This is a genomic window from Microcoleus sp. B9-D4, assembly GCF_036705105.1.
In the GTDB taxonomy this organism is placed as follows: domain Bacteria; phylum Cyanobacteriota; class Cyanobacteriia; order Cyanobacteriales; family Microcoleaceae; genus Microcoleus.
The window spans coordinates 36,753-61,974 of sequence record NZ_JAUBTS010000031.1; the positions used below are offsets into that span (position 1 = coordinate 36,753).

At 49.2% G+C, this 25,222-nt stretch carries 14 protein-coding genes; 4 read left to right on the plus strand and 10 right to left on the minus strand.

The genetic code is table 11. The features are described from left to right. Positions 1-160: 160 nt before the first annotated feature. Positions 161-3,520 carry a DEAD/DEAH box helicase gene (locus QUB24_RS18930; protein ID WP_333154710.1) on the minus strand — a complete coding sequence of 1,120 codons (3,360 nt, stop codon included), beginning with the start codon at positions 3,518-3,520 and terminating at the stop codon, positions 161-163. 448 nt (positions 3,521-3,968) lie between these two features. On the opposite strand from QUB24_RS18930, the gene QUB24_RS18935 reads away from it, so the two are divergent. Then, entirely contained in the window at positions 3,969-6,122 is a 2,154-nt protein-coding gene (locus QUB24_RS18935; protein WP_333154711.1) for a polyribonucleotide nucleotidyltransferase, read from the plus strand. A 74-nt stretch (positions 6,123-6,196) separates the two neighbouring features. On the opposite strand, the gene QUB24_RS18940 is transcribed toward QUB24_RS18935, so the two are convergent. Further along, positions 6,197-6,343 (minus strand): hypothetical protein, encoded by a 147-nt coding sequence (locus tag QUB24_RS18940; protein WP_333154712.1) that lies wholly within the window; start codon positions 6,341-6,343, stop codon positions 6,197-6,199. A gap of 144 nt (positions 6,344-6,487) precedes the next feature. On the opposite strand from QUB24_RS18940, the gene QUB24_RS18945 reads away from it, so the two are divergent. Beyond that, the gene (locus QUB24_RS18945) at positions 6,488-6,667 is read left to right on the plus strand and encodes a hypothetical protein (RefSeq protein ID WP_333154713.1); all 180 of its coding nucleotides are present in this window, start codon (positions 6,488-6,490) and stop codon (positions 6,665-6,667) included. A gap of 127 nt (positions 6,668-6,794) precedes the next feature. On the opposite strand, the gene QUB24_RS18950 is transcribed toward QUB24_RS18945, so the two are convergent. From QUB24_RS18950 to QUB24_RS18980, 7 genes are all read right to left on the minus strand, one after another. Further along, positions 6,795-8,018: a Rid family detoxifying hydrolase gene (locus QUB24_RS18950; protein WP_333154714.1), complete on the minus strand. Its 1,224-nt coding sequence runs from the start codon at positions 8,016-8,018 to the stop codon at positions 6,795-6,797. Positions 8,019-8,317: 299 nt separating this feature from the next. Continuing rightward, the gene (locus QUB24_RS18955) at positions 8,318-13,636 is read right to left on the minus strand and encodes a response regulator (protein WP_333154715.1); all 5,319 of its coding nucleotides are present in this window, start codon (positions 13,634-13,636) and stop codon (positions 8,318-8,320) included. 51 nt (positions 13,637-13,687) lie between these two features. Further along, positions 13,688-14,506 (minus strand): HNH endonuclease, encoded by an 819-nt coding sequence (locus QUB24_RS18960; RefSeq protein WP_333154716.1) that lies wholly within the window; start codon positions 14,504-14,506, stop codon positions 13,688-13,690. 140 nt (positions 14,507-14,646) lie between these two features. Further along, the gene (locus tag QUB24_RS18965) at positions 14,647-17,739 is read right to left on the minus strand and encodes a methyl-accepting chemotaxis protein (protein WP_333154717.1); all 3,093 of its coding nucleotides are present in this window, start codon (positions 17,737-17,739) and stop codon (positions 14,647-14,649) included. Between the two features lie 147 nt (positions 17,740-17,886). Further along, positions 17,887-18,420, minus strand: a complete 534-nt coding sequence (locus QUB24_RS18970; protein WP_039887356.1) for a chemotaxis protein CheW — start codon at positions 18,418-18,420, stop codon at positions 17,887-17,889. A gap of 698 nt (positions 18,421-19,118) precedes the next feature. After that, positions 19,119-20,357, minus strand: a complete 1,239-nt coding sequence (locus QUB24_RS18975; RefSeq protein ID WP_333154718.1) for a response regulator — start codon at positions 20,355-20,357, stop codon at positions 19,119-19,121. Positions 20,358-20,716: 359 nt separating this feature from the next. Further along, on the minus strand, positions 20,717-21,928 hold the full coding sequence (locus QUB24_RS18980; RefSeq protein ID WP_333154719.1) for an RNA-guided endonuclease TnpB family protein: 1,212 nt from the start codon (positions 21,926-21,928) through the stop codon (positions 20,717-20,719). 321 nt (positions 21,929-22,249) lie between these two features. Between QUB24_RS18980 and QUB24_RS18985 the strand changes: the two genes are divergently transcribed. Beyond that, a complete protein-coding gene (locus QUB24_RS18985; RefSeq protein WP_333154720.1) occupies positions 22,250-22,525 on the plus strand; it encodes a hypothetical protein in 276 nt (91 codons plus the stop codon). Positions 22,526-22,676: 151 nt separating this feature from the next. After that, positions 22,677-24,422, plus strand: a complete 1,746-nt coding sequence (hmpF, locus tag QUB24_RS18990) for a pilus motility taxis protein HmpF (RefSeq protein ID WP_333154721.1) — start codon at positions 22,677-22,679, stop codon at positions 24,420-24,422. On the opposite strand, the gene QUB24_RS18995 is transcribed toward hmpF, so the two are convergent. Beyond that, positions 24,419-25,222, minus strand: an 804-nt coding sequence (locus tag QUB24_RS18995) for an ATP-binding protein (RefSeq protein ID WP_333154722.1), incomplete at its 5' end; no start/stop codon positions are given. The genes hmpF and QUB24_RS18995 overlap by 4 nt on opposite strands.

The following is a 25,222-nucleotide window of genomic DNA, read 5'->3' on the forward strand; positions in this document are numbered from 1 at the left end:
ATTAATTCGGAGGCTTGTTTATCGGATACAGGTTTTTTATTTCTGGACGCATGAATCCGGGGGCTTGTATCCTGGATGCTTTCGGTCAGAAAGGAAAAAACAGCTATCCGTGTATCCGTGACATCCGTGTCGTGCTGTTGGGAATTGGTAATTAATCATATTATTCTTCTTCTGTTTCTATGATAGCATTGCGATCGAGAATGAGTAAATTCCGAAGTTGGTCTGTATCTAGCTCGGTAAGCCAGTTTTCGCCAGCGCTGACCACTTGTTCGGCTAGAGCTTTTTTACTTTCAATCATATCGTGTATTTTCTCCTCTAACGTACCCGTGCAGACAAATTTGTGAACTTGCACATTGCGAGTTTGACCGATGCGAAATACGCGGTCAGTTGCCTGATTTTCTACTGCGGGATTCCACCATCTGTCATAGTGGAAAACGTGGGTTGCTCTGGTTAAGTTCAAACCAGTACCACCAGCTTTTAAAGATAAAATCATAATCGGCGGGCCTTGGGGGTCGTGCTGGAAGCGATCGATCATTTCTTCCCGCTGCTGTTGCCGAATTCCTCCGTACAAGAACAAAACTTCTCGTCCTAAATGCTGTTCTAGATGCGGTTTCAGGAGTTTTCCCCATTCGGCAAATTGAGTAAAAATTAAAGCCCGATCGCCCTCAGCGAGCACCTCTTCTAACATTTCCGCCAACCGCTGCAATTTCCCCGATTCCTGGCTCTTAATCTCCAATTGTTTCGGCTTAGCTTCTGCTTTCACAAGAGCCGGATGGTTGCAAAGTTGCTTGAGTTTTACCAGCAAAGCCAGAATCATTCCCCGGCGCTGAATGCCTTCTGCTGATTCTAATTCCGCTATTGACTCTTCGACTATTTTCTGATATAATACCGCCTGTTGAGTCGCCAGTCCGCAAAATACAGTCATCTCCTGTTTTTCGGGCAAATCTTGGATGATTTCTTTGTCAGTTTTCAGGCGGCGGAGGATGAAAGGCCGAACGAGCGATCGCAAAGTCTGCAATGATTCTCGATCTCCGTATTTCTCGATCGGAATTGCAAATCGGCGCTGAAAGAAATTGCGCGGCCCCAAATAGCCAGGATTGAGAAACTCCAAAATAGACCACAATTCTTGCAGTCTATTTTCCACGGGAGTTCCTGTCAGCGCAATTCTAAAAGATGCCTCGATTTGTCGCACCGCTTGCGACTGCTTCGCCTCGGAATTTTTAATATTTTGCGCTTCATCTAAAACCAATCCTTGCCATTTAATGCCTTGAAATTCCTTCGCATCCCGAAATACCAAGGCGTAACTGGTAATGATTAAATCCTTTCCCTTTATTTCAGCCGCAAATGCTTTGCCTTTAGCGCGTTTGTCTCCGTGGTGAACTAACACTTTTAGCGTCGGGCCAAATTTCTTGACTTCGCGCTCCCAATTGCCCAATACTGATGTCGGACAAACCAGTAATGTTGGCGCTTCTAGAGAATCTTGTTCTTGTAAATGCACGAGGAAAGCAATTAGCTCGATCGTCTTACCAAGTCCCATATCGTCCGCGAGACAAGCCCCCAAACCCCAGCGTTCTAAGAATGCTAACCAGCCTGCTCCTAGGGCTTGATAAGGCCGCAATTGTCCTCGGAAACTAGCCGGAGTTGCGATCGCACTTACCGCTTGATTATCGCTCAAAGTATTCAACAATTCCTGAAGTTGACCCGTAGCCTCAAAATTCACCACAGGCAATTTCTCGATCATCTGAGAATCGCCCGACGCCAAACGCAAAGCATCCTCCAAAGAAAGAGTCATTTGCTCTTTGCGGCTGGCGAAAAAAGTTTGAGCCGCTTTCACATCCGGTGCGCGCAACTCCACCCACTCACCGTTAATTTCCACCAAAGGCGAATTCAACGCGATCAATCTGTCAAATTCTGCCTTAGAAAGGCGCTGTCCGCCGATCGTCAATTCCCACTTAAAATTTAGCAGACTTTGCAATCCCAACCCGCCTTTCGCCGGATTCACTTTCGGAGTTTCCGCTTGAATGCTCAAACCCAAACGACTCGCCCAACCATCTGTCTTTGTCAAACTCGGCGGCAAAACTACGCCCAACCCGCTATCAGCAAACCGCCAAGCCACAGACTTGATAAAATTGTAAGCATCTAACGGTTTTAAAAGACAAGATTGAGGCCGCTGGGCTTGCAAACTCGGTTCAATTAACGGATAAAGTTTCGAGGCTAAACCCAAGCCGCTGAGCAAAGTTTCTTGAGGCAATTCTATTGTCCGCCCCGCGTAAGCCAAACGCTCGACAGAGTTGTTCCAAACAGTTGTCGCGTCTACCAAAAATTCGGTTTCATCTGCTGCTTGCAAGCAATAATTTAAATTCCAGTTGGCTTTACCGGGCGCTGGTGGTATGAGTTGAAAGCAAGTGCGAAATTGACTTTGTTGAGATAATTGGTTTTGCAGCGGTGCAGTCCAAGCACTCAGCTTGGTTGCCAAATTTTCCAATGCTGCTGTTTCTACTTGAACTCTCCCAGATTCCTGCTGCAAAGCTTGCAGCCAGTCGCGCACCGGAGAAACTGCTTTGATGTCTAAAGTAGAGCTACCAGCCGTTAGCGCAGCCCTCGAAGAGGATCGCACTTGACTATCTACAATACTGCTCAAAAACCCTAACACCAATTCCTCCGCCCCCATCGGCAAATCCACCGCTAAAGGCAATTGACTGGATTCTTCTTCCTTTTCCCCTCTGACTTCAACATCTGAGTCACGATCATCGATAATTAATCCGTGTATCCGTGTCAAAATCCGTGTCGTGCCTTCCTTCGATTGATATGTTCTGCAAGCCGTCGGCATTTGCTTGACAAAAGTGGCGAGGCGGAGTGTATCTGTAGAACTATCTAACAGAGGTTGCCATTTGGCAATAGCAGAACCGTCCGACTGTTTCTCCAATCCAGGCAAAAACTTGCATCTTGCCAACAAATCCAAACTCCACCTAGCAACATGAGACCAAAAACGCAAATCTGAGCCGACAAAAGAGTCGGGTTCCGTGCTGTTAAGCGGTAGTGATTGCAAGAAAACAAAAGCTGCTTGAGGGTTGAGACAAAAACCCTCGACTTGCCAGGGATAAAGGTAAATTTCCTCGGTTTTGGCCGGTTCCTCAAGTGCTGCTGCTGAGTGCTGCGGCATCAGAGTTGTGTTCGATTCTGAGATTTGGGTGGGAAGTGCGATCGCCCGAATTTCCCTTTTAATTGAGGAGTTGGGTGCGGTAATTTCTTCGTTGGGAGTTTTGGGCGATCGCCTAGTTTTTTTGCTTTTTTCCGGGGGAGTTTCTGCGGTTTCCGGTAATTGCCAGTTGAGTTTTCCCGACTGCTGCAAGGAATTTAGGAAAGTTTTAAATTCCGATTCGGTCATGGCTAAGGGGTGCGGTAAATTTATCCCCGATTCTAGGGTTTCAATTGCCCCAAGTTTCCGCCAAGTTTCTCCCCAAATAAATAAGCAACTTTTCTCATTTTCAAGTAGCCAACTGCCGTGTAAAATTGCCATCTTTTTTACCCTGATATTTGTATTTAAGTGCGAGGTTGACTACAGCATTTATATGGGATTTGTGAAAATTTTATTTAAAACAAACCGAGGAAATTTTGAGCCAGATAGGAATTAGGTAGAACCTTTATATTTAGGTACTTAGGGCACACCTTACCGCTTATTCCCTGGCCTAGATAACTAAATCCCTCTTCCTTCTTCCTTCAACGTCCCAATTCCCAAACGAAAATTGATCGTACCATCTATGGAAGGCGTTTAGCGGACGATCGACCGGAGAATCGACCCCAGACAGCAAAAAAAAAATTTCGAGTATAAATGCTTACAATCGAGACACAGACAGTCGATCGCGAGGCGATTATCCCTGTCTTTTGGCGTCGGACTCTCAAACATCCTGTGGTAATGTTACGATCCCGACAGAGAAAGAATGTGGTAGATAAGGAAGCAGTGCTACATGGTAGAGATAGACAAGTCAATATCCTTCGATGGACGGGATATTAGACTGAAGATTGGTTTACTAGCGCCTCAAGCAGGCGGTGCAGTTTTGATTCAGTCGGGTGACACGGCGGTTTTAGTGACAGCGACTCGATCGCAGGGGAGAGAAGGAATTGATTTCCTGCCCCTGTTGGTGGATTACGAAGAGAGACTCTACGCTGGCGGTAAAATTCCCGGTGGATTTTTGCGAAGGGAAGGGCGTCCCCCAGAAAAAGTGACTTTGACTGGCCGTTTGATCGATCGACCGCTGCGCCCGCTATTTCCAAGCTGGCTGCGAGATGACATCCAAGTTGTAGCCACAACGGTTTCGATGGACGAACAAGTGCCACCGGACGTTTTGGCGGTGACGGGGGCTTCGGTGGCGATACTGCTGGCGAAAATGCCGTTTTACGGGCCGATGGCGGCAGTGCGAGTCGGTTTGGTAGGGGACGATTTCATCATCAACCCCACCTACAGCGAAATCAAAGAAGGCGAGTTGGATCTCGTGGTAGCTGGTTCTCCTGATGGAGTAATCATGGTGGAAGCCGGCGCCAACCAGTTGCCCGAACAGGATATCATCGAGGCGATCGACTTCGGCTATGAAGCAGCCTGTGACTTGATTCAAGCCCAGCGCGAAATTATGGCGGAATTGGGCATCGATTTGGTGGTAGAGGAACGGCCATCGCAAGATTCGGCCCTGGAAACCTTCATTCGCGATCGCGCCCAAGAACCCATCCGCATCATTTTGTCAAGATTTGAAAAAGACAAAACAATACGGAATGCAGCATTGGATGAAGTTAAGGCAAATGCAGTCGAAGCTGCGATCGCCGAACTCCCGGAAGAGGACCCGGTAAAAGTAGCGGCCACCGCCAACAGCAAGGCGATCGGCAACGTTTTCAAAGACGTTACCAAAAAAATGATGCGGAAGCAGATCCTCGAAGATGGCGTCCGTGTAGACGGCCGCAAGCTAGACGAGGTGCGACCCGTTTCTTGTCGCGTAGGCGTGCTGCCGTCGCGAGTACACGGCACTGGGTTGTTTAATCGCGGGTTGACTCAAGTCTTGTCCGCAGCTACCCTGGGAACCCCAGGCGACGCCCAAGACTTAGGAGACGACTTGCACCCACAGCAAGACAAACGCTACCTGCATCACTACAATTTCCCGCCGTTTTCGGTAGCAGAAACCAAGCCGATGCGATCGCCCGGACGCCGAGAAATCGGTCACGGAGCCCTCGCAGAACGCGCTTTACTGCCGGTTTTGCCATCCAAAGAAGATTTCCCCTACGTGATTCGCGTAGTTTCAGAAGTCCTTTCTTCCGACGGTTCCACCTCAATGGGTTCAGTTTGCGCCTCAACGCTAGCATTAATGGATGCAGGCGTTCCCCTTTCCCAACCCGTCAGCGGCGCGGCAATGGGCTTAATTAAAGAAGGCGATGAAGTCCGAATTTTGACTGACATTCAGGCAATTGAAGACTTCTTAGGCGACATGGACTTCAAAGTAGCCGGTACCGACACCGGGATTACTGCTTTGCAGATGGACATGAAAATCAAAGGTTTGCCCTTAGATGTAATTGCCAATGCCATCCGCCAAGCCAAACCCGCCAGACTGCACATTTTAGAAAGAATGCTGGCAAGCATCGACACTCCCCGCAAGGAAATGTCGCCGTTTGCACCACGTTTGCTAACCCTGAAAATCGATCCAGAATTTATCGGTTTGGTAATTGGGCCAGGTGGCAAAACGATCAAAGCCATCACCGAAGAAACCGGTGTCAAAATAGACATCGAAGACGACGGAACCGTGACAATTGCCGGCAACGACAGCGAAAAAGCTCAGCGGGCTTACAACATTGTCCAAGGCATGACGCGCAAGTTGAATGCAGGAGACGTGTATGTCGGTCGCGTAACTCGAATTATTCCGATCGGCGCTTTTGTGGAAATTTTGCCCGGAAAAGAAGGAATGATTCACATTTCCCAGTTAGCCGACTACCGCGTTGGCAAAGTGGAAGACGAGTTAGCTGTGAACGATGAAGTGATTGTCAAAGTGCGAGAAATTGACAACAAAGGTCGAATTAATTTGACCCGCTTGAATATTCATCCCGACGAAGCGGTAGCCGCCCGCGAAGCGCTGAATAAATAGTTTACGGTTGGTAATTGGTAATTACTTGTAGAGTAATTGCTAATTGCTAATTGGTAACTCGTGATTAGTAATTGCTAATTGCTAATTGAGATTAAATCTGATTGTTTCAGATTGATTTGGGAGTAGGTGCGCGACAGCGACAGATCGACAAAAGTGCGATCGGCTGTAGAAGTTAATACATTCGCGCACTTTACCCTCGGCGGTTGAAACCGCAACTGCATAAATTAAGTTTACTCCTAGCGGACTCAATCAAATATAAAGTTACCTCTTTTATCTTTCGGCGGTTGAAACCGCAACTACATAAACGAAGTCCGCCTACGCGGACTGAAGAAAATATAAAGTATGTTAGAAGGAGGCATAAATCAATGCCGAAACGGTTGATCGTTTTCAAAACGGAATCGCTTTCTTCCCCTGGATGGGAGGATAGATTGCTTTCCCATACAGGTGCTCTCACGAGTATCCTAGCAGAACATTACGACTACTCAGACAAACCTCTTCCTAAAACGGGCGATCGCCTGCGAAACAGGGTTCAATTTTCAGCCTAAAACCCTTGATAAATCTCTCTTTTAGCTGAGTCTCGATCCCCCTAAATCCCCCTTAAGAAGGGGGACTTTGAGACGGCTCTTGTCCCCCCCTTATTAAGGGGGGCTAGGGGGGATCGGGCCCTAATAGTCAAATAACCGCAATACAGTCAATCTCAACTAATACATCTTTCGGCAAACGCGAAACCTCCACACAAGCGCGTGCCGGTGCAGTTTCCGCATCAAAATATTTCGCATAAACCGCATTCACGGCGGCAAAATCATTCATATCTTTGAGGAAAACCGTAGTTTTTACGACATCCAACCAAGTAGCGCCGGCTTCTGTGAGAATGGCTTCGAGATTTGCCATAACTTGTTCGGTTTGTTTTGCCACGTCGTCGGTGTAGACAATATCGTTTAGTCTAATGTCGATCGCAATTTGGCCAGCTACAAACAGCATAGTGCCCGTTGCGGCAATGGCTTGATTGTAAGGGCCCACGGGTGCCGGTGCTTTGTCAGTACGAATAATTTTGCGCGTCATAGATGTCACTTTTTGGGATTGTTGTTGAGAGGTTTCCGGTTTGTAAAATTCTCCATCGGGCATGATTGTACCAGTGAAGTCTGCATCCTTGATGTTCATACCATAACTCTTTGCGTCAGTCAAATCTGCTCTTTTAAGCTTAGCACCCTCCAGATTTGCTCGCATCAAATTAGCTCTTTGAAGACCTGTTCTCTCTAAATTTGTCCTCCGCAAACAAGCGTTTCTCAGATTTATTTCTACCAGTTCTGCTCCAGCTAAATCGGCTTCTGCTAGATTGATACCAGACAAGTCATAGTTAGACAAATTGACACCGCGCAGCTTGGCTCCCTGAAGATTAGTATCTCTGATTTTTATGCCAGTTAGATCCGCCCGACTTAAGTCTGCTTCAGTCAAGTTTGCCTTAGTCAAATTTGCATTGTTAAGTTTAGCTCTACTCAAATACACTTCAATCAAGGATGCTTCAGTGAAGTTTGCAGAAGTTAGTTCGGCATCACTTAGGTTTGCTTCATTCAAGTTCGCATTACTAAACTTAGCATAATTAATATTGGCTTTACTCAAATCAGCACCGGACAAATCTGCATAAGTGAAGTTTGGAGAAGAAGTTGCTACTAACCCGCTCAAATTTGCACCTTTCAGAGATGCCTTGGTGAGGTTTGTACTATTAAGCGTTGCTTTGGTTAGGTTTGCCTCATTCAACTCTGCTGCTGTCAAGTTTGCAGAGGTTAAGTCTATTCCACTCAAGTCTGCACCTTTGAGGTCTACCCCTCTCAGCATAGCCGACTGAAAGTTCCGTTCGCCTTTAGCGTATCTTTCTAAAAGTTCTTCAGCGTCCATAAATAATCGATCGCCCTTCCGCTACACCCCACTTTCCCAGCCTACCACCAAAACCGAAAGCGCGATCTAAATCCGCATCAATCCATTTTCATCTGCGGTCAATCAACTCCCTTTTTCAACCGCAGATAAACACAGATAAACCCAGATAAATTATATCAAATTCGTCCTTCCTCGGAACCATCGATCTCTCTGTTCTCTTTCTCTGCGTTCTCTGTGTCCTCTGCGGTTTAATCAATCCAATTTCATCTGCGGTTAACAAATTCGCATTTTTCAACCGCAGATAAAAGCAGATTTACACATTACACACCAACCGGAGCACCAACAACCTCACCTTTCAACATCCGAGAAGCAGCATCAAGCAATTGCTCCTCCAAATAAGGCTTAGTGAAATAACCTTTCGCGCCCAAACTGTAAGCCATTTGGCGGTGTCTGTCAGCACCGCGAGAAGTTAGCATCGCGATCGGCAATTCACACAAAACCGCATCCTTCTGCATCCGAGAAAGTAGTTCCAAACCGTCCATTCTCGGCATCTCAATATCGCAGAAAACGATATCGCAAGGCAGACCAGATTTCATCTTTTCCCAAGCTTCCTTACCGTCGCGAGCTTCTTCCACACGATAGCCAGACTTCTCGAAAGTAATCGACAATAGCGATCGCACGGTAATCGAGTCATCGACAATCAGCACAGTCGGCTCAGTCTTCTCGATTTCCGCCTCCGCAGCAGCCCGATCGCCCTCATCCCAAAGCGTACCGCCAGTATCCTTCCGCAGCCTTCCCGTAGCCAAATCGATCAGCTCCAGAACATCCGCAATCGCCACGATCCGGCCGTCCCCGAGCACTGTGGCCCCAGCAATCCCGATCGGCTTCGGCACCGGCCCCTCCAACGGCTTGATCACAATTTCCTGTTCCGTCGAAACCTGATCCACCTGCACCGCCAAGAAATTGCCAGCAGAGCGCAGCACGATCACCGAAATCATGTCATCGTCAGTATTGAACCCGTAAACACTCCCCCGACCCAAATGGCGACTGTAAGCCAGCAGATCCCGCAGCGGCCGGAACGGCAAGCTTTGACCCCGCCACTCAATGCAAGGCAAACCATCCGCCCCCGTCGTCACCTGATCGCGAGGCACATCGATCATATCCTCGACCCCATCCATCGGGAAAGCAATGCGAGCGCGATCGCTAATGCAAGTCAGAGCCTTAGAAATACTCAACACTAGAGGTAAACGGATGGTAAACACAGTCCCTTTGCCGATGGTTGAATCGATCGACACAGTGCCCCGAATCTCCTGCAACGAAGTCTGCACCACATTCATACCGACCCCCCGGCCGGCGTACTCCGTCGCCTGTTCCTGAGTGCTGAAACCCGGCATAAACAGCAAATCGTAAACTTCCGAGCGAGACATCCTCTGAGCCTGAGCCGCCGTCAGCATACCCTGCTTAATCGCCTTCGCCTTCACCTTTTGCGGGTCAATTCCCGCCCCGTCATCAGAAACCGAAACCACGGTTTGATTCCCTTGGTGGAAAGCGCGAATCGTAATCCTGCCGACTGCAGGCTTCCCAGCCGCCAGACGCACCTCCGGCGCTTCGATCCCGTGAGTAATCGCATTGTTCACCAAATGAGTCATCGGGTCATATAGCTGATCCACAATCATCTTGTCGATCAAAATATCCTTACCCTCAACCTGCAACTGAGCCTGCTTCCCGCACTTAATCGCAATTTCCCGCACCGCCCGAAACAGCCTGTCCGTCGTCTCCGCAAACGGCTTCATCCGGGCGCGAGTCAAACCTTCTTGCAGTTGAGTCGTGACTTGTCGCAGTTGGCGAGTCACCTGATCAGCCTCATCCACCAAAAACTCAATGTCCGCAGCCGACTCCCGCACCCGCACGATCAGCTCAATAATCTCCTGAGCCAAACTGTGGAAAGGAGTAAACCTGTCCATTTCCTCCGGTCTCCAGGCACTTTCCCGGGTGTGGGCCGAATCTTCAGAGCGCCAGGCCGATCGGTGTCCCTGCCGATTTGCCAGCAAAGCAATCTCCAAAAGACTCCGCTCGTAGAAATCCTGAGTCCGCTGGCTCACATCGCTCAGCAGCGTTACCTGGTGCAGCAAATTGTCCAAAAACTGCCGCATCCGTTCTTGGTCTTGCTCCAAACTGTTGCGGTTCACCACCAGTTCCCCCATCAAATTGCTGAGGTTGTCCAGTTGCTTGACCGGCACGCGCATCGTCTGGTCGCCGAACCCGCCCGCGCGGGCATTCCGCCTGGGTCTGTTGATCGCCGACGGCCCCATATTGCCTTCCCCTTGGCGGCCGCCGTCCTTTGGATCTTCCAGCAGTTTTTCCAAATCGCCAAATTCGTCGTCGCTCTCATCGGCAGCAGCGCGCGGAGCTTTACTAGCAGTTGTCGGTGCATGAATTTCCGGCATAGTTGCGCTCTCGCTGAGGAGTTCTTCGAGATCCGAGAAAACTTCTGTATTTACCGGACTCTGATTTGTGCTTCCAGAAGCTGCTATGACAGCGACCGCACCCCCTGCAATTAACAGTGCTTCTAAATCGTCAAAATTGCCTTCGGCATTCTCCTCGTCTGATTCGCCATCGCCAAAAAAGTCTGCCAGCGACCCCTCTTCCAACTCCGAGGAATCGGCCTGGGCCGACTCGTCCTCAGCGTCCCAAAAGCCCGTCGTCAGTTCCGAAGTCACCAGAACCTCAGCATCGATCGAATCCAACAAATCATCAAAACCCTCCAACTCTTCGTTGTTGAGAGTAGCCCCGCTTTCCATCACCGAGAGCAAGTCACCATCGCCCTCAAACATACCATCGAGAGATTCTGCAGGCAGTGCCTCTAAATCCGCACTCGAAAAATCCGTTTCCAGGGCATCAAACAAATCATCTTCGCCCTCAGAATCCCCGGCGCCATCTGTTTCGGCTCGATCGAACAAATCCGCACTCACCTCGTCGAACAAACCATCGGTAGGTTGGGCAGACAACTCCTTCACATCCACGGCCGCGCCGTCATCTGGCGCCGATCCAGCATCGCCGTGCTGCACCATGCCTTCGCCAAACATATCCTCCAAGAAATCGAAAGCTGCGCCCTCATCAGATTCGACATTTGAAATTTCCGACTCAGGACGATCGTGCGACAAAGCCCCAAGTTCAACCTCTGCCGAATTTGTCAAGCCTTGGTCGGAAACAGCCGCACCATTGTTATTGTTGTCGAACAAACTCCCCAAGTCGCCCTCCTCAACTCCCAAATCGGCGGCACTCAGCAATTCTGAATTCCCATCCTTCAGCCAACCCCCACGGGCTTGCCCCGAAGCTTCTCCGTCATACTCAGTACCCGTAGGTACAGAACCGAAAAGCTCAGCCAAATCCGCCGCCTCTTGGGAAGTAGCCACTCCTTGCCGATCCCGCACAGTCTGTTCCTCCTCAGAAATCGCGTCCGAGGTCATATCCCCAAACAGCGCATCTAAATCCGTATCGTCCACTTCCAGGTTGAGCGATTGCACAGACTCGTCTTCCATGCCGAAAGCATCTTCTAGCCAGTTTTCATCCGCAGAGATATCTAAATCAGAATTTGATGTCATGTTAAGAACGTTGCCCATTTCCTCATTTTGTGCGGTGCCTGCAGCTTGAGCTCGATCGCCCCCGTTCTCCGTACCTTCGTCTTCTGAAGAAAGGAAATTAGAAGTAATCGCCAACAGCTCGCTCAAATCCGATTCCTCGCCAAGCTCAGAGAACAACTCGAAATCATCCATTTCAGGCAGAGCAAGCGCTTCTGCCTCCGCTGAATCATTGCCCCCCCCGGCTGCAGGCTCCTTCGATTCTCCGTCTAAAGCCTCAGACTTCAGGGAATACTCCGAAGAGACTGCAGGCACACCTGTTGTCTCAGATAAGCCTAAATCGCCGAACAAGTTCTCGAAATCAGCATTGTCCTCCGTACCACCTGCAGAAGTTTGGGCCGCCACTTCGTCCAACAGCGTACCAAGAGCATCTTCGTCCGCTTGTCCCCTCGCTGGGGCCACCGTGTCGGATCGTCGCTCCAAACCACCCCTACCGTTACCCGTTTTAACCTGGTTGCGAGTTAACCGCTGGCTCGAACCCGCATTTTTCTGACCGGCAGCTACTGTCGAGCCCTCTGCCTCCTCTCCAAACAGCAAATCCTCCCCAAACAAACTCGTCAGGTCGTCAATCGGAGGCTTCGTGTTCGTTTCGGAACTTTCCGCATCGTATTCGTCAAACAACAAATCAGTAAAATCGCCGGAATTGTCGTCGTCTAAACCCAGCATTCGGGCCGCCGATATCCCAGAAGACTGTGCATAGTCGAGGTCTTCTTCTTCTTCCCAAGCGCCGTCGAGATCCGGGGACTCCCCGTCAAACAAGTCAGCTAAAGTGTTGAGTTCTGCAGCGCCCACTTCCGGGCCGGTGCGGGTCGAGCCTCTAAAAGCACCCGTCTCCATATCCGATTCTGCGAAGGCGGAATCCTCGTCGAACTGGGACGATCGAATGCCACTGTCATCGTTGCTGTCGCCACTGTCTAGTTGGTCGAACAGCTCGTCTATACTCAGCCCAGAAATAGTCGGCAGCAACTTGTTCAATCCATCCCCGGAATCGCCCGATCCCACCAGATCCCAGGCCTCATCCTCAACAGAAACCACGTTTTTCCCGGATGTACTCGGTTGAGCAAAGGCCAGCAAATCTTCAAAATCTGTTTCTGGAACCAGAACAGCCGGCTGCAGCGCCAGAAGTTTTGCGCTTGGTGCGATCGACGATTCTAGACCAGAAATTACCAGTTCTTGCGCTTGTTTGATGTCTTTGATCACCGTTGGCGCTAAGGTGCGGTAGGTATTTTCTGGGTTGGCTATCGCCTTGGATACAGCTTGGATCAATTCTATCCAGCAGGGCAGTTCAAATTCTTCCCCTGCCCTGAGCAAGTTCCGACAAATGTTCTTGAGTTGCCGCCTGCTTTCTGGCCCCTCCGGCTGTTTAAACTCTTGCAGGAGTTCCCGCATCCTCGCCGGCACGTCCGAGTCAAATACTAGCTGCAGCGCGCTGTCTTCTGTTGCTCTGGCATCCGGTGCGTAAACTGACCGCGAATCTGGAAAACTCTTTGATGAGGCAAAGGCCCCGACTCCCACCCCCGCCATAACTGGTTCGGGTACTGGCATCGCGTAGCTCTCGTCTGCATGGTGTTCTCCGTGTCCAACGAGTCCCCCCAAGTGCCCGTTGAGCTCTTCAAATACTGGTTCTAATTCTCGAACCATCTGTTCTCCCAATTCTTCTGTCAGTCCAAAAGGCCCCGACAGTTGCTCTAACAGCCCTTGCAATGTGTCAAAAATTCGCAGAAAAAGGGACTCTAGCTGTTGGTCTACTTTAACGCTGCACTCTTTTAAAACTTTAAAACTATCTTCTAGTCTGTGAGCTGTTTGCTGAATGCTCGTCAGCCCCAGCATTGCTGCTCCTCCTTTGACAGAGTGAGCGGCCCTAAATACTTCGTTGACCAGTTCTGGGTCTTCGATCGTGGTTTGCAGATTCAGCAAGCCTTGTTCGATCGTATTGAGGTGGTCTTTTGCCTCCTCAATAAAGTAGCCCATTATCCTCTGTTGTTGCTCCGGCAGCATAGTTTTATTCCTGATTTTAAGCGTTATTGTATTGGCTCTATTTTAGTATTTCTAGAGAAGGTCTCTGTAGATATCGCCCCTTGCCAAGAGAATAATCTGACTGCGAGATATGGCAAATGTCCTGGCTATTTTTGCTTTCGATATGCCCTCACTTAAAAGATAGCGAATCTGCTGCACTTGTTCTGGTTTGAGTTTGCGGTGGACAGATATTTTGCCGGGAGCGAAAGGAAAGCGGTTTTTTTCTATAGCATCGCGGGAGTTATCGGCGGGGGTTCCTTCCCACAAATGGTCGGGATTGATACAACCGCGATCGTCGCAACTGTGGCACGCAAAATAACCGGGTTTTACAGGTCTTCCCAGTTTGTGTTCCAGTACAAGTCTGTGAGCGTAGAAACTTTTTGTTTTGCCATTAATTTTAGTACCTTTAATGGCGTAACCATCACTTCTTTTAGCCAAGGTACAAATCATGCAGCCGTTCGGCTGTATTTCAGCGCGAATGCCTGGAATTACTTCTATGCCTCGCACTTGTTTTTGAGGTTTCGGCGCAGATGTACTTCCTACATCTTTAATTCGTCCTTTCTTAAACCTATCTTGAGAATTTTCCAGTCTAGAACCTTCCCATAAATGGTTTGGATTAATGCAGTTGCGGACATCGCAAGTGTGGCAAGCAAAGTATTCCGGTCTAATCGGACGACCTAAGATATTTTCTAATACTAAACGGTGGACATTAAAAGTTTTCCATTCACCGTTAATGCGAAGTCTCTTGTTTGCATAGCCACTACTAGATTTAGCGAGGGTAGAGATAATACAGCCCGTCGGCTGAACTTCACCAAAGATGCCCGGTATTACCTCTACTATGTTATCGTCCATCTGTGCAACTCCTACTTCCTTTAGGTGTTGAATTAGCAGCCCCGCAGGGGGTTCAAGACTGCGAGGTTGCTTTTTTTATGCCATAATTCCCACACTAATCTGATTGTAAATCAGCCCGCAAAAAAGCATTAGACAATTGATTATTGTCTTTCTGCTGTTTCTACTCGGAATCTTTCCACCGATGTCAAAAGGTCGCGAGCAACGCCTACCAAGTTTTGCAAAGCACCGGAAACTCGCTGCGCTTCTTGGGATGTTTCCTGAGCAGTTAGCTCTACTGCTTGCATCACACTGGCTACCGCGCGAGCTGTTTCGTTTTGCTCTACTGTGTCGGCAGTAATCGATCGCACTAACACGTCAATTCGGTTAGTTACTTGAATGATATCTTCAAGCGATCGCTTCGCCTGTTCTGCCAATCTTGTCCCCTCAATAACTTGCTGCGTCCCTTCTTCCATCGCCGTCATTACCGCGCCGGTTTCGCTTTGAATTTGCATCACGATCTGTTCGATTTCTTTCAAAGACTTAGCCGATCGGTCTGCCAATTGTCGCACCTCATCTGCCACGATCGCAAAACCCCTGCCCGCTTCCCCAGCTCTCGCCGCCTCAATACTGGCGTTGAGGGCCAACAAATTCGTTCGGGAGGCGATCGTCGCAATTAAAGCCACAATCTTAGAAATTTCTTGAGAAGCTTCCGCCAACCTCTTGACTTTTCTCGTGGTTTCTGCTACCGTTTCTCGAATTTCCAAAATCCCGGCCACCGTCCGCTCCACAGCCTCGCCCCCTTTCAGAGCCGTTGCCGCCGCCCCCCGGGCCACTTCTTCCGCCTCTCTAGCGCTCTCTGCGACCCGCTGAATCGCATCGGTGAGGACTTGTACCGAATTCAGCGTTGCCGCCAGTTCCTCAGCTTGCCGCAGCGCGTCGGAAGACAAATCGCCCGCAAACTTAGCACTATCTGTCGCGCCTTTGCTGACCTCCCGAGCCGCCTGCTTCACCTGATGGACGATTTCGCGCAGATTTTGAATTGTCAAGTTAAACGAGTCAGCAACAGCGCCCAAAACGTCTGCGGTCACTTCCGCAGTCACCGTCAAGTCACCCCGTGCCGCTCCTTCCACGTCGTCTAGCAAGCGAATCACTTGGCGCTGCAAGTCTTCTTTTGCCTGTTCCTGCTCGTCAGACTTGCGCCTGGTATCGCTAATCGTGGTTTGGATGACCTTCGCCATGTGGTTGAATTTAGCAGCCATTTTGCCAAATTCATCTTCCGAGTAAACCGTAGCGCGAGCGTCCAAAGTTCCTTGAGATACGGCATCGAACTGAGCTTGCAAATTATCCGACGACTTGCGTACCTGCTTGGCGATCAACTGGCCGATGCCCCAAGAAGTTAAAAAGCTGGTAAAGCCTGCGGCTGCGGTCATTACCCAGCCTGTTTGGCGCAGGTAAACGATCGCCTCCGGTTTGTCTTGCCGCAGAGCTTGATAGGAGGCAATGTTGGTGACGAAAGCCACAGCTACCAGAGAAACCAGTCCCGCCCCGATTGCCGTGTACAACTGTTTTGTAAACAAAGGGGCATTTTCCAAGAAAGCCAGTCCCCCCTGTTCTACTGTTACCGAAGTATCGACCGCTTCTGTTTCTGTGGGAGAAAAAGTCGGCACAGACGCATCAGCCGGGCCGCTGATGCTAAATATTTCGTCATCCCGAATTGCTGAGCCATCGCTGTTGTCAAAGTCCAGGCTGCTGCCAGTCGTTCCCATCATGCCGCTGGTCGAGTTGCCGAAATTGGTGTTATTTCTAGTCAAGATCGAACTGGTGGCATCTTCTGAGATGTCAAAGTCGGGCAAATTGCCCAAATCGTCAAACTCGTCAAATTCGTCTAAAAAGTCGCTGTGTTCTTGAGCGTTCCCAGCTTTGGACGACCAGGCGCTGTGGTTCTTGTCGGACGCCCCGAAAGCTGTTGCTTGTTCGTTTTCGTCGAAAGAGAAAGAATCGCTAAAAGCGTCGTCTTCAAAAGCATCTAACTCGAAGTTGTCTCTAGAGCTAAATGCCGGGGGTTCCGAGTCGCTGTAACCGTTGCTGTTGGCAGAGGGTGGATCGACTGAATTAAATTGTCCCCGGCTCGACCTTTGACTTTGAGAGTTGGGGACAGCACCTCCCATCAACAGCGTTTCGTCTTCCGCCAGCGAATAGTTTGACGAGTAGTCCGACCCGTTATTCGGCTGTTTGTTTTGAGGTCGAGAAGACCCGAAACCCGACGAGGGCATCGCCTCGGCAAAGGGGTCTTCCTCTTCGACATAGGGTGCGTTATGACCGTAATTTTGACCACTCTGGGGCGGGGATTGGTAGTCGTAGTCGGAGTTATCGTCGAATTCGTCTGGCAAATCGAGCTCCCCAAAAGGTTCGCCAAAATTGTCCGAGGGGCCGATGGGGGAGTCTAGTTGGTTCGAGTCGAAGGAATTCCCGATTTCTTTTGAGGCAAAACTTTGACCGTTGAGCATCTGAGTCGGAGCTTCTGAAAACGAATCTCCTGAGTAAGGTGCGCTTTTGGCAGACACTTTGCTGCTAGACAAGTCAGCACCATCAAACCCTCCATCATCTAAGGCAAAAGGGTCTGGAAAGTCCGAGTCGGCAAACTCGTCTATGTCTAGGGAGCCGGAGTTCTCAGCATAAGCTGCCATTCCGCCGCTGTCGCCACCAAAGGGGTTAGAATGTGAGGCTAAATCTGGGACTGAGCCTGCGCCATCGTCGTCTTCTGCTTCCCACCCCAAGCCACTCATGCCCAAGTCTGCCAAGTCCTCGTTTTCCAAGTCGTCTGGGGATTGACTTCTATAGGAAAGGGATGGGGAATTTCCTTGGAAAAGTCCCAAATCTGGGTCTTCTAACCCTTCATCGAGAGATAAGTCTGGGTAGAATTCTAATTCAGTTTCAGCAGACAAAGCCTCGAAATTTTCCGTTGGCAGTTCTCCTGATAAAAATTGATCTGTGTAGGTAATTCCGCTATGAGCGTGTTCCACCAAACTCTGGTCGTCACTCAGGCCTAGCACAACCGTGTACTGTTCCCGCGCCACCTCATACTGTTGCAGTCCGTAGCAGTAAATGTGTCCGCACAGCAGGCGAGCGCTGGGGTCTTCGGGAAAATCTTCTACTAATTGATAAACTAGGGCTGCGGCTTCTGAATAATTGCCATCCATGTAGGCCGCTTCTGCCCGTTGGTAGTCCTGCTGAAAGTTGGTACTTGTTGCCATTTGCCGCCCTCTTTGGATTTTAGATTTTAGATTTGAGATTTTTGATTTTTATCTTGAATTGAATGTTTAGATGCGCGCCTCAAGTCGTGTGACTGTTGATGGTTAGACCTCAATCGAAAATCGCAAATCGCAAATCTAAAATCGATTTCACGCTGCCCACCGCGCCGAGCGCAGAATTTTCACTTGATCTAGCAGTCGGAGCACTTTCTGAGCTGGTGCACCTAACATCCATTCTCCCCTCAGAAATGGAATCATGCCGTCTGGTGCATTGTTCTGAGAGTGCAGTTGCTCTACGTCGAGCCAGTCCATCCCCACAATTCGATCGACTGCCAGCCCCAAAATCGTGTCTTGGTCTTCCACAGCCACGATCGGGATTTCTGGTCTATCTGTGTTCAGAGGTGTTTGATCTCCCAGAAATTGGCCGAGGTCTGCCACCCAAATCACTCGTCCTCTCATATTTAGCGTACCTAAAAGCAAAGAGGAAACGTTGGGGATCGGTGTCATGCGGTCTGGGGACGGGGATAGGACCTCTCTAATCCCTGTCGCCGGCAGTGCGAACTCGTTCCCCGAAGGAACGTAGAACCGCAGGTGCAGCTCGCCTTCGGGAGTTTCTAGTTCTTGGAATTCCGGAGCCGGATCTACACCTAGTCCTGGTAATATAAAGTCTGGGCTACCGCTAATCATAATTCTGACACCTGCATTTCTAGCAAATTGTTGAGGTTTCCCGCCAAGAAGAACCGGATCGAAACTTCGATGGTCGAAACTTGACACAGCCAAGCTTGACACAGCCAAGGGGTGAATGACGCGACGGCAGGAGGTGCTTGGCAATAAATTTGCTCCGTCAATAATTGACTACCATCAATAAATTCGCGCGACTTCTGCTGGCAAATTAGCTCAAATCGACTACGAACAATTAATTTGAAACCCCTAAAGCTTCACTTTGTACTCCCACCGCCGTCTCAATTGGTAAAACTCTGGGTAATTTCTGCGATGAATGCTAAACCGATACTCGGATTAGCGAGGATTTGTTGACATGGCTGGTGTCGCGACAATCATGAACGGAGTCACTTAAGACTGAGAATTGGACTCTCTGACTTTGTACAGAAATACCTAGCCATAAGTAGCTCTGTGCATCAGTTTTTCGGAGCGGCTACAAGTGGAGAACAAGTATATTATATTTGCACTTTGAGCGTGTTAGACCCACTTGGGTCTAGAAATTGAACAGAGTTTTACCGACGCCCTTATGCCAGCGCGCGGATTAATACATTCTAGTTTATGGTGCGATCGCCAATAATACCCCCAGCTTTGTCCTTGTGGCGGCCGAGACTCGATCTAACCGCAGGTACAAAAAATCTCCGATCATGGCATCGGTGCGATAGTTATTTTTCTTCTAATTGGTCTTCTAGCGAGCGCTCTAATAATCTTTCCGAGAGATTGACCCGAGGGTAGCCTGGGCCCACATATTTTTCTACCAGCATCAATAACTCGCTTTCACCAAAAGGTTTAGTGTAAAAGTCTGTAGCTCCGGCCATGCGGGCTTTAACGCGGTCGATAAATCCGTCGATGCCCGTCAACATCACGATCGGCGTCTGCCGGAAAGCGCTCGAACTACGCAGCATAGCGCAAATTTCGTAGCCGTCGAGTTCCGGCATGGCGATGTCACACAGAATTAAATCGGGTTTGAGTTGAAACACCAAACTCAATGCTTGGAGGGGATTGCCGATCGTAGTAGCTTCGTAACCGTGTTCATTTAAAATTGACTCGACTGTTTTGCGAATAGTATTGTCGTCGTCTATACAGACAACTCTGGGAACCTTGGTTTCTAGGGACGACCATTCTTTTTTGTTGTTGGTCGGGGCCACAGAGGGTTCGTAAAATACTTGCACCAATCCCTGCTGCACAAATGGATAAATCGCCTTAGCGACAGTGAGCACGTCTCGGTTGAGGTAGCGCGCCATTTGGCGGATGGAAGTGTGCCCGTCGGCCCAGCGTCTGAGAGTATTAAAGGTATTGACAGGCAGTGCGACTCGCAGCTCGGAGGGGTCGGAAATCACCGGGCATTGGTTGGGCGACTGAATGTGAGGGTGAAACTGCTTCCACTGCTGCACCTGTTTGACAATCTTTGCCAGCAGGGAGCTAATTTCTAAGCTGGTCAGTTGAGGAGCCAAAGCTGGGCCCATTTCAAAAGTGAAGGAACCCTGGTGGAGACTGAGCAAGTCAAATAGGGTTTCGTGGATCATGCTCTGGATGATGTTGCGTCCTTGAGCTGGGGTGAGGATGTGGTTTTCGAGCAGGGCCCATAGGTAGCCGTATTCTGGGGCATTGGTAGATGCCATATAGGGAACTTGGATTTTGTCGAGGGCGGTATCTGCTTTGTAGCGGCGCAGGTAGTCGCGCAAGCGAAACAAACTGCCCGCACTCTGGGTAGCGTAAATAATCTGACCGTTGAAGCAGAAGACATACCAGGATTGTCCTGCAAGGGAGCGCGGGGTAGGTTGAGTACCCGTGCTGCTGCCGGTGGAGGTGTAGGCCTCTACGAACAGTTCTCCGGTTCGCTGACCTAACTCAATCAATTGCAGGATGCTGCGGATGTCTATTTCACTCAAATTTCCCTGCATGCAGCTAAAGTATCCTCCTTAAAACCGTTGGCGTCTGAGCTCGGAAAGACTGTGTGCTGGCGAAAAGATTGACTTTAGTTTCCGTCAATAATTTACGCGCTGATGCTGATCTCACAATTGGGAATTGACGAAAGGGCGATACTTGCTGCCACTCCTCCGCGGCGCTACCAGTCCACAAGCTGAAACCGCGAAACTCGCGGCATTCTCTAAGTGTAGAGTTTCACCTTAGTATTGCGTTACATAAGACCTACTCACATCTACTCATGACTAGACAAGTCTACTCAGTAGTATTGTGAAGCTTACTTCCTGTTTCATCCTGGCGGTGTCGGCACTCACCAGTCCACAGGCACGAGCCCCGCCTAACTGACGGTTGTTGACAAATTAATTGCGGCGTTTAAGTCACGGTCAATCACCAATCCGCAATGGGAGCATTCAAACACTCTCTCGCTCAAGGAAAGTGTTTCTTTTTTTGTTCCACAGTTAGAACAGGTTTGACTGGACGGGAACCAACGGTCAGCAATTACCAACTTTGAACCGTACAACTCGCATTTGTAGGTTAACTGGCGCCGAAACTCAAAGAATCCCAGATCAGCAACAGACCCAGCCAACTTATGATTAGCCATCATTCCGCTTACATTCAAATCCTCTATGACAATTACACCGTGGTTTTTGGCAAGTAATGTCGTCAACTTGTGTAACGTATCTTTACGTATGTTAGCTATTTTTCTATGCAGTCTCGCTATCTTGACTTGCGCTTTTTGACCGTTGCTTGAACCGATAACTTTATGGCGGTTTAGCCATTGCATTCTTGACGTTTTGGCTGCATATTTTTTGTATGATTTTGCGCCACCAATTACTTCACCTGTTGAGAGAGTAGCTAATGCTTTAATGCCGAGGTCAACTCCTACAATGCTTGTATTGCCTGATTCCTGCTGTTTGGCGTCAAACCGAAAGCTGATAAACCACCTATCGGCTTGACGGGATATCGTGCAAGACTTGGTTAATACTTGTGGCAATCTTTCATAAGTTTTCAGAATGCCAATAACAGGAACTTGAATTTTATTGTCACCCAAGATTTTAACTGCGCCTTCTAACGTGAAAGAGTCACGCCGCCCTTTCTTCTTAAATCTCGGCACTCCCCCAGTCTTGTTAAAACACCGTTTCCATGCTTCGCGCAATGCCATTAATGCTTGCTGCGGTGTAGACTTGCTGCATTCATATAGCAATCCTAAATGATTCGTGTAATTCTTGTAGGGGCAAACCCCCCGTGGTTGCCCCGCCTTGGCTGGGGTAGGCACGGGGGCACTACCCCTACATATTTTTACAAATGATTTAGGATTGCTATAGTACCAAGGATTTTTTGATTTCACCATAGCTACTAACAGTTTGTGCAAGTCAATAGCTGTGGGAAATTTGAGCTTTTCACTCTCGTTGGTTTTATTGTGGTCAAGTATATTTTTGGTCAACCACAATCCCCAATTCCACGCATGACGCGCTACTCCACAATGCTTGGCTAACAATGTGCGCTGTTGATTATTCAGTTTCAATTCGGTTTTGAAGCCTAACAGCATTTTTACCTCTCTATCGCTTTGAATTACGCTATATACTGCTTCAATCCCTACTCATTTCAGAAGGAATGAGTAGAGGTGAGTAGGATTTTGGTTACAGTTTCTCACCCTCAGTGCCGATCGACCTTTTTGCTCGCCCTCCGCGAGGGTCATAGGCTCGCGTCATTACCCTATTCTAAGGCAGCGCGGTTCAAATCCCTAGTCCGCCGGAGGATGACGTCCGCTTGGGGGCAGCGATGGCTTTTCTGACGATCGAGCCGCAACTAAAGCCTGGTACAATCAATAGAAAGTTTTTGACGGACTGACCTTTTTCACCTTTGGCTTATGGCAGTCCCCGCAGTGAGAGCTAGTCTTGAATCAAGCGGCATTGATACTGCTGTCTCATTCGTCCAGGAGGGCGGCGGCCGTGCTTTCTGGAGGCTCTCCCGTGAGAACGTGCTATGCGTTAGTGCTGAAGAAAAGTTAGGAAAAAATGCTATCCCCGGATTGGGCAAAGGACACCAAAGAGTAAGACTTAAGTGGCAAAAAGTTATCCTTACTTGCCTATACTTATTTACTTTAGGTAAGTTGACTAAAGATCACACGCAGTGTTATGTTTAGTCAAGAACCTTTGGCTTAAGGGGGATAGCCTACTTATGTTGGAATTAGCCGTCTACCCAACAGCGTAGGAAGTAAACACCACTTATCTTTTAGGCCTTTAAGTAACTTAAAGTAAGTTGGGATAGGTTTTACGAAGCAGAGGACTATTAGTGTGCTGTATCTAGCGGAAGTACAAAAACAGAGAAGCGGCTTTGGTCTCGGTGGCGGTAAGGCTGAACTGAAACTGCTAGCTTGTCAGCGGGGCGAACATAACTGGAGCGCCGTACCAGGCGATGACGCGATCCCAGTTGAGGAAGCTAATAAGTTTAACGACGGCACGCTGGTGCTGGTTGAGTTGAGCGCTAGCAAGCAAGTGCAGCGGATTCAGGAGGCGGCCCGCCAGTTGGTGAGCATTCTGCAAAATTTCTCGCGATTGCAGGACAAGTTTAAGGATAAGGAAGAGGAAATTGAACAGTGGAAGGCTTCTCTGACGTTTTCGAGTCAGGAACTCAATCGCCGGGAAATGGAAATGCAAGCCCGCGAAGAGCAGTTGGCTCAAATGGAAGAGGAGTTGGAGCGACTGGAGGCTCAGCGCTCGGAAATTGAAAATACTCGAGATGAAGCTAACCGACTGCGAGAAGAAGTCGATCGCAGTCGCGTGGAAATAGAGACGGCTTGGGAACAGTTGCGGGGCGAGCAGCAACGGGTGGCCCAGCAGCAGTCTGAGGTTCCGCAGGGGGCAGTAATTGATGAGCAGCAGACGCAGAGGATTCAGGAGTTGATGCAGAAGTTGGGAGGGGCAATTGCTTCGGCCCAAGGGGTGCGGGAACAAATGAATCAGTCTCTTGGTGCCGTGGGCGCTCAACAGGCAATTCTGGATCAGCACTGGCAGCAGTTGGAGCAAAAACAGAGCATAGCTCAACAGCAACAAGAAGAGGTCGATAGACAAAATCAGAGCCTGCAAAACCGCTGGCAAGAGTGGTACCAATCTCAAGAAGCTTTGGCCGGGGCTCGGGCGGAGCTTAAAGGGCAGCAAAGTACCCTCAGCGCTAAGCAGGATCAGGCTCAGTCCGTGTCTTTGCAGGTGCGGGCTGTTGAGGATCTTTACCAGCAAGTTTCCAGGCTCGCATCTGCTTCGGGTACTGCGGGTACGGAGCAAAAAGTAGATGTGTCAGCTTTGGAGAAGATGCCGGTTGACGAGTTACAGGGGCTGGTGCAACACCTGCAACAGGATTTGGAAAAGGTGTTCCGCTTTGTTAACGATCAAGAGGAGGAGTTGACTCTGCAGCGGGAGACAATCGAGGAGCTGCAAGGGAAAATTCAAGCTGCTACCGAGTACGATCGCATGGCTTTGGAAAATGAAATGGCAGATGAACTCGAAAGTTATCAGATGTTAAACGAAACTCTGGTGGGACAGCGCCTCCGGTTGCAGGAACGGGAAGATGTTTTAAAGCAGCATCAGGCGGTGCTGTGGCGGCGGCTGGGTACTGCTAATGCTCCCAAACAAGAGCGAGGAGATATTGATTTGGCGCCGATTGTCGCACAGCTCAATACTCAGCGGCAGCAGCAAAGCCAAGAATTGCAAAGACTGGAAAACGAAATTCAGCAGGTGCGGGAAGCCATATCCCAAATTGAGGCAAATGTCAACCGCCAAAATGGGGAAAGTGAAGCGAAACGCTACGAACTCAAGCAGTTAGAGCAGAATTTGTTCAACCAGAAAGGTGCAGTGGCGCAACTCTGGGGCAGGGTGAATGTTTATCAAGAAATGTTGCAGCCGGTGCAGGACAATTTGACTGCGCTACGCCAAAAGCTCGAAGCGGTGGCGGGGGAACTCGATCGGGTGCAGGAGACGGGAGACGAGCAAGATCGGGTAGTTTCCGAGTTGCGGCAAGTCCTTTCGGGTTTACTCTCAGCTTAAAATTTAATATCTAAAATTATCGAAGGGTGTTCGACTCGACCGATCGCTCCTCCAGGAAATGGATCGGTTTGCGATCGGTTGGGCGCTACGATTAAGCTGGTTAGTTTTTCTACGCTTTCAAAACTGGGCGCCGAAGGCAATATTTGTTGCAGTAGTTGCCGCATTGCCCGTCGCTGCAAGGCCAGGGGTGCTTCGCGCAAAATCGGGCGATTTAACTTGACGGGAAGTTGAAAATCCACCAGCAGGCTGTCTGCAATGGGAGACATTGCTCGCTGTAGCAAGTCGCTGGCTGCAAGTTCGAGATATTCTACGTCGGCGCGCAGGAGTTCGGCTGTTTGAGCTAGGGCTTGTTGGGCTTTTGGGTTGAAATGAGTTTCCAAATAAGGCAATAATTCCGATCGAATCCGGTTGCGACTATATTGCAAGTCTTGATTTGTCGAATCTTCCCAAATGGGTAGTTTTTGCTCTTGACAAAATTGACCTGTTTGCGATCGAGTTATTTCCAGCAAGGGACGAACTAAATAGATTTTAGATTTTAGATTTTGGATTTTAGATTGGGAATTTTCATCCTGATTTTCCAATCTAAAATCTGCAGATATTTGGGAGTTGGGATTTTCGCCGGAATTCCCCAATCTACCGATTTTAGATTTTAGATTTTGGATTTTAGATTGAGGATTTTCATCCTGATTTTCCAATCTAAAATCGACCGATATTTGGGAGTTAGGATTTTCGCCGGAATTCCCCAATCTACCGATTTTAGATTTTAGATTTTGGATTTTAGATTGAGGATTTTCATCCTG

What these genes read in the sequence shown, in the direction of transcription:
- QUB24_RS18930 (WP_333154710.1), bottom strand. Translation starts at nt 3,520, where the DNA reads ATGGCAATTTTACACGGCAGTTGGCTACTTGAAAATGAGAAAAGTTGC.
- QUB24_RS18950 (WP_333154714.1), bottom strand. Translation starts at nt 8,018, where the DNA reads ATGGACGCTGAAGAACTTTTAGAAAGATACGCTAAAGGCGAACGGAAC.
- QUB24_RS18955 (WP_333154715.1), bottom strand. Translation starts at nt 13,636, where the DNA reads ATGCTGCCGGAGCAACAACAGAGGATAATGGGCTACTTTATTGAGGAG.
- QUB24_RS18985 (WP_333154720.1), top strand. Translation starts at nt 22,250, where the DNA reads ATGGCAGTCCCCGCAGTGAGAGCTAGTCTTGAATCAAGCGGCATTGAT.
- QUB24_RS18980 (WP_333154719.1), bottom strand. Translation starts at nt 21,928, where the DNA reads ATGCTGTTAGGCTTCAAAACCGAATTGAAACTGAATAATCAACAGCGC.
- QUB24_RS18965 (WP_333154717.1), bottom strand. Translation starts at nt 17,739, where the DNA reads ATGGCAACAAGTACCAACTTTCAGCAGGACTACCAACGGGCAGAAGCG.
- QUB24_RS18945 (WP_333154713.1), top strand. Translation starts at nt 6,488, where the DNA reads ATGCCGAAACGGTTGATCGTTTTCAAAACGGAATCGCTTTCTTCCCCT.
- QUB24_RS18960 (WP_333154716.1), bottom strand. Translation starts at nt 14,506, where the DNA reads ATGGACGATAACATAGTAGAGGTAATACCGGGCATCTTTGGTGAAGTT.
- QUB24_RS18975 (WP_333154718.1), bottom strand. Translation starts at nt 20,357, where the DNA reads ATGCAGGGAAATTTGAGTGAAATAGACATCCGCAGCATCCTGCAATTG.
- QUB24_RS18935 (WP_333154711.1), top strand. Translation starts at nt 3,969, where the DNA reads ATGGTAGAGATAGACAAGTCAATATCCTTCGATGGACGGGATATTAGA.
- QUB24_RS18940 (WP_333154712.1), bottom strand. Translation starts at nt 6,343, where the DNA reads ATGCAGTTGCGGTTTCAACCGCCGAGGGTAAAGTGCGCGAATGTATTA.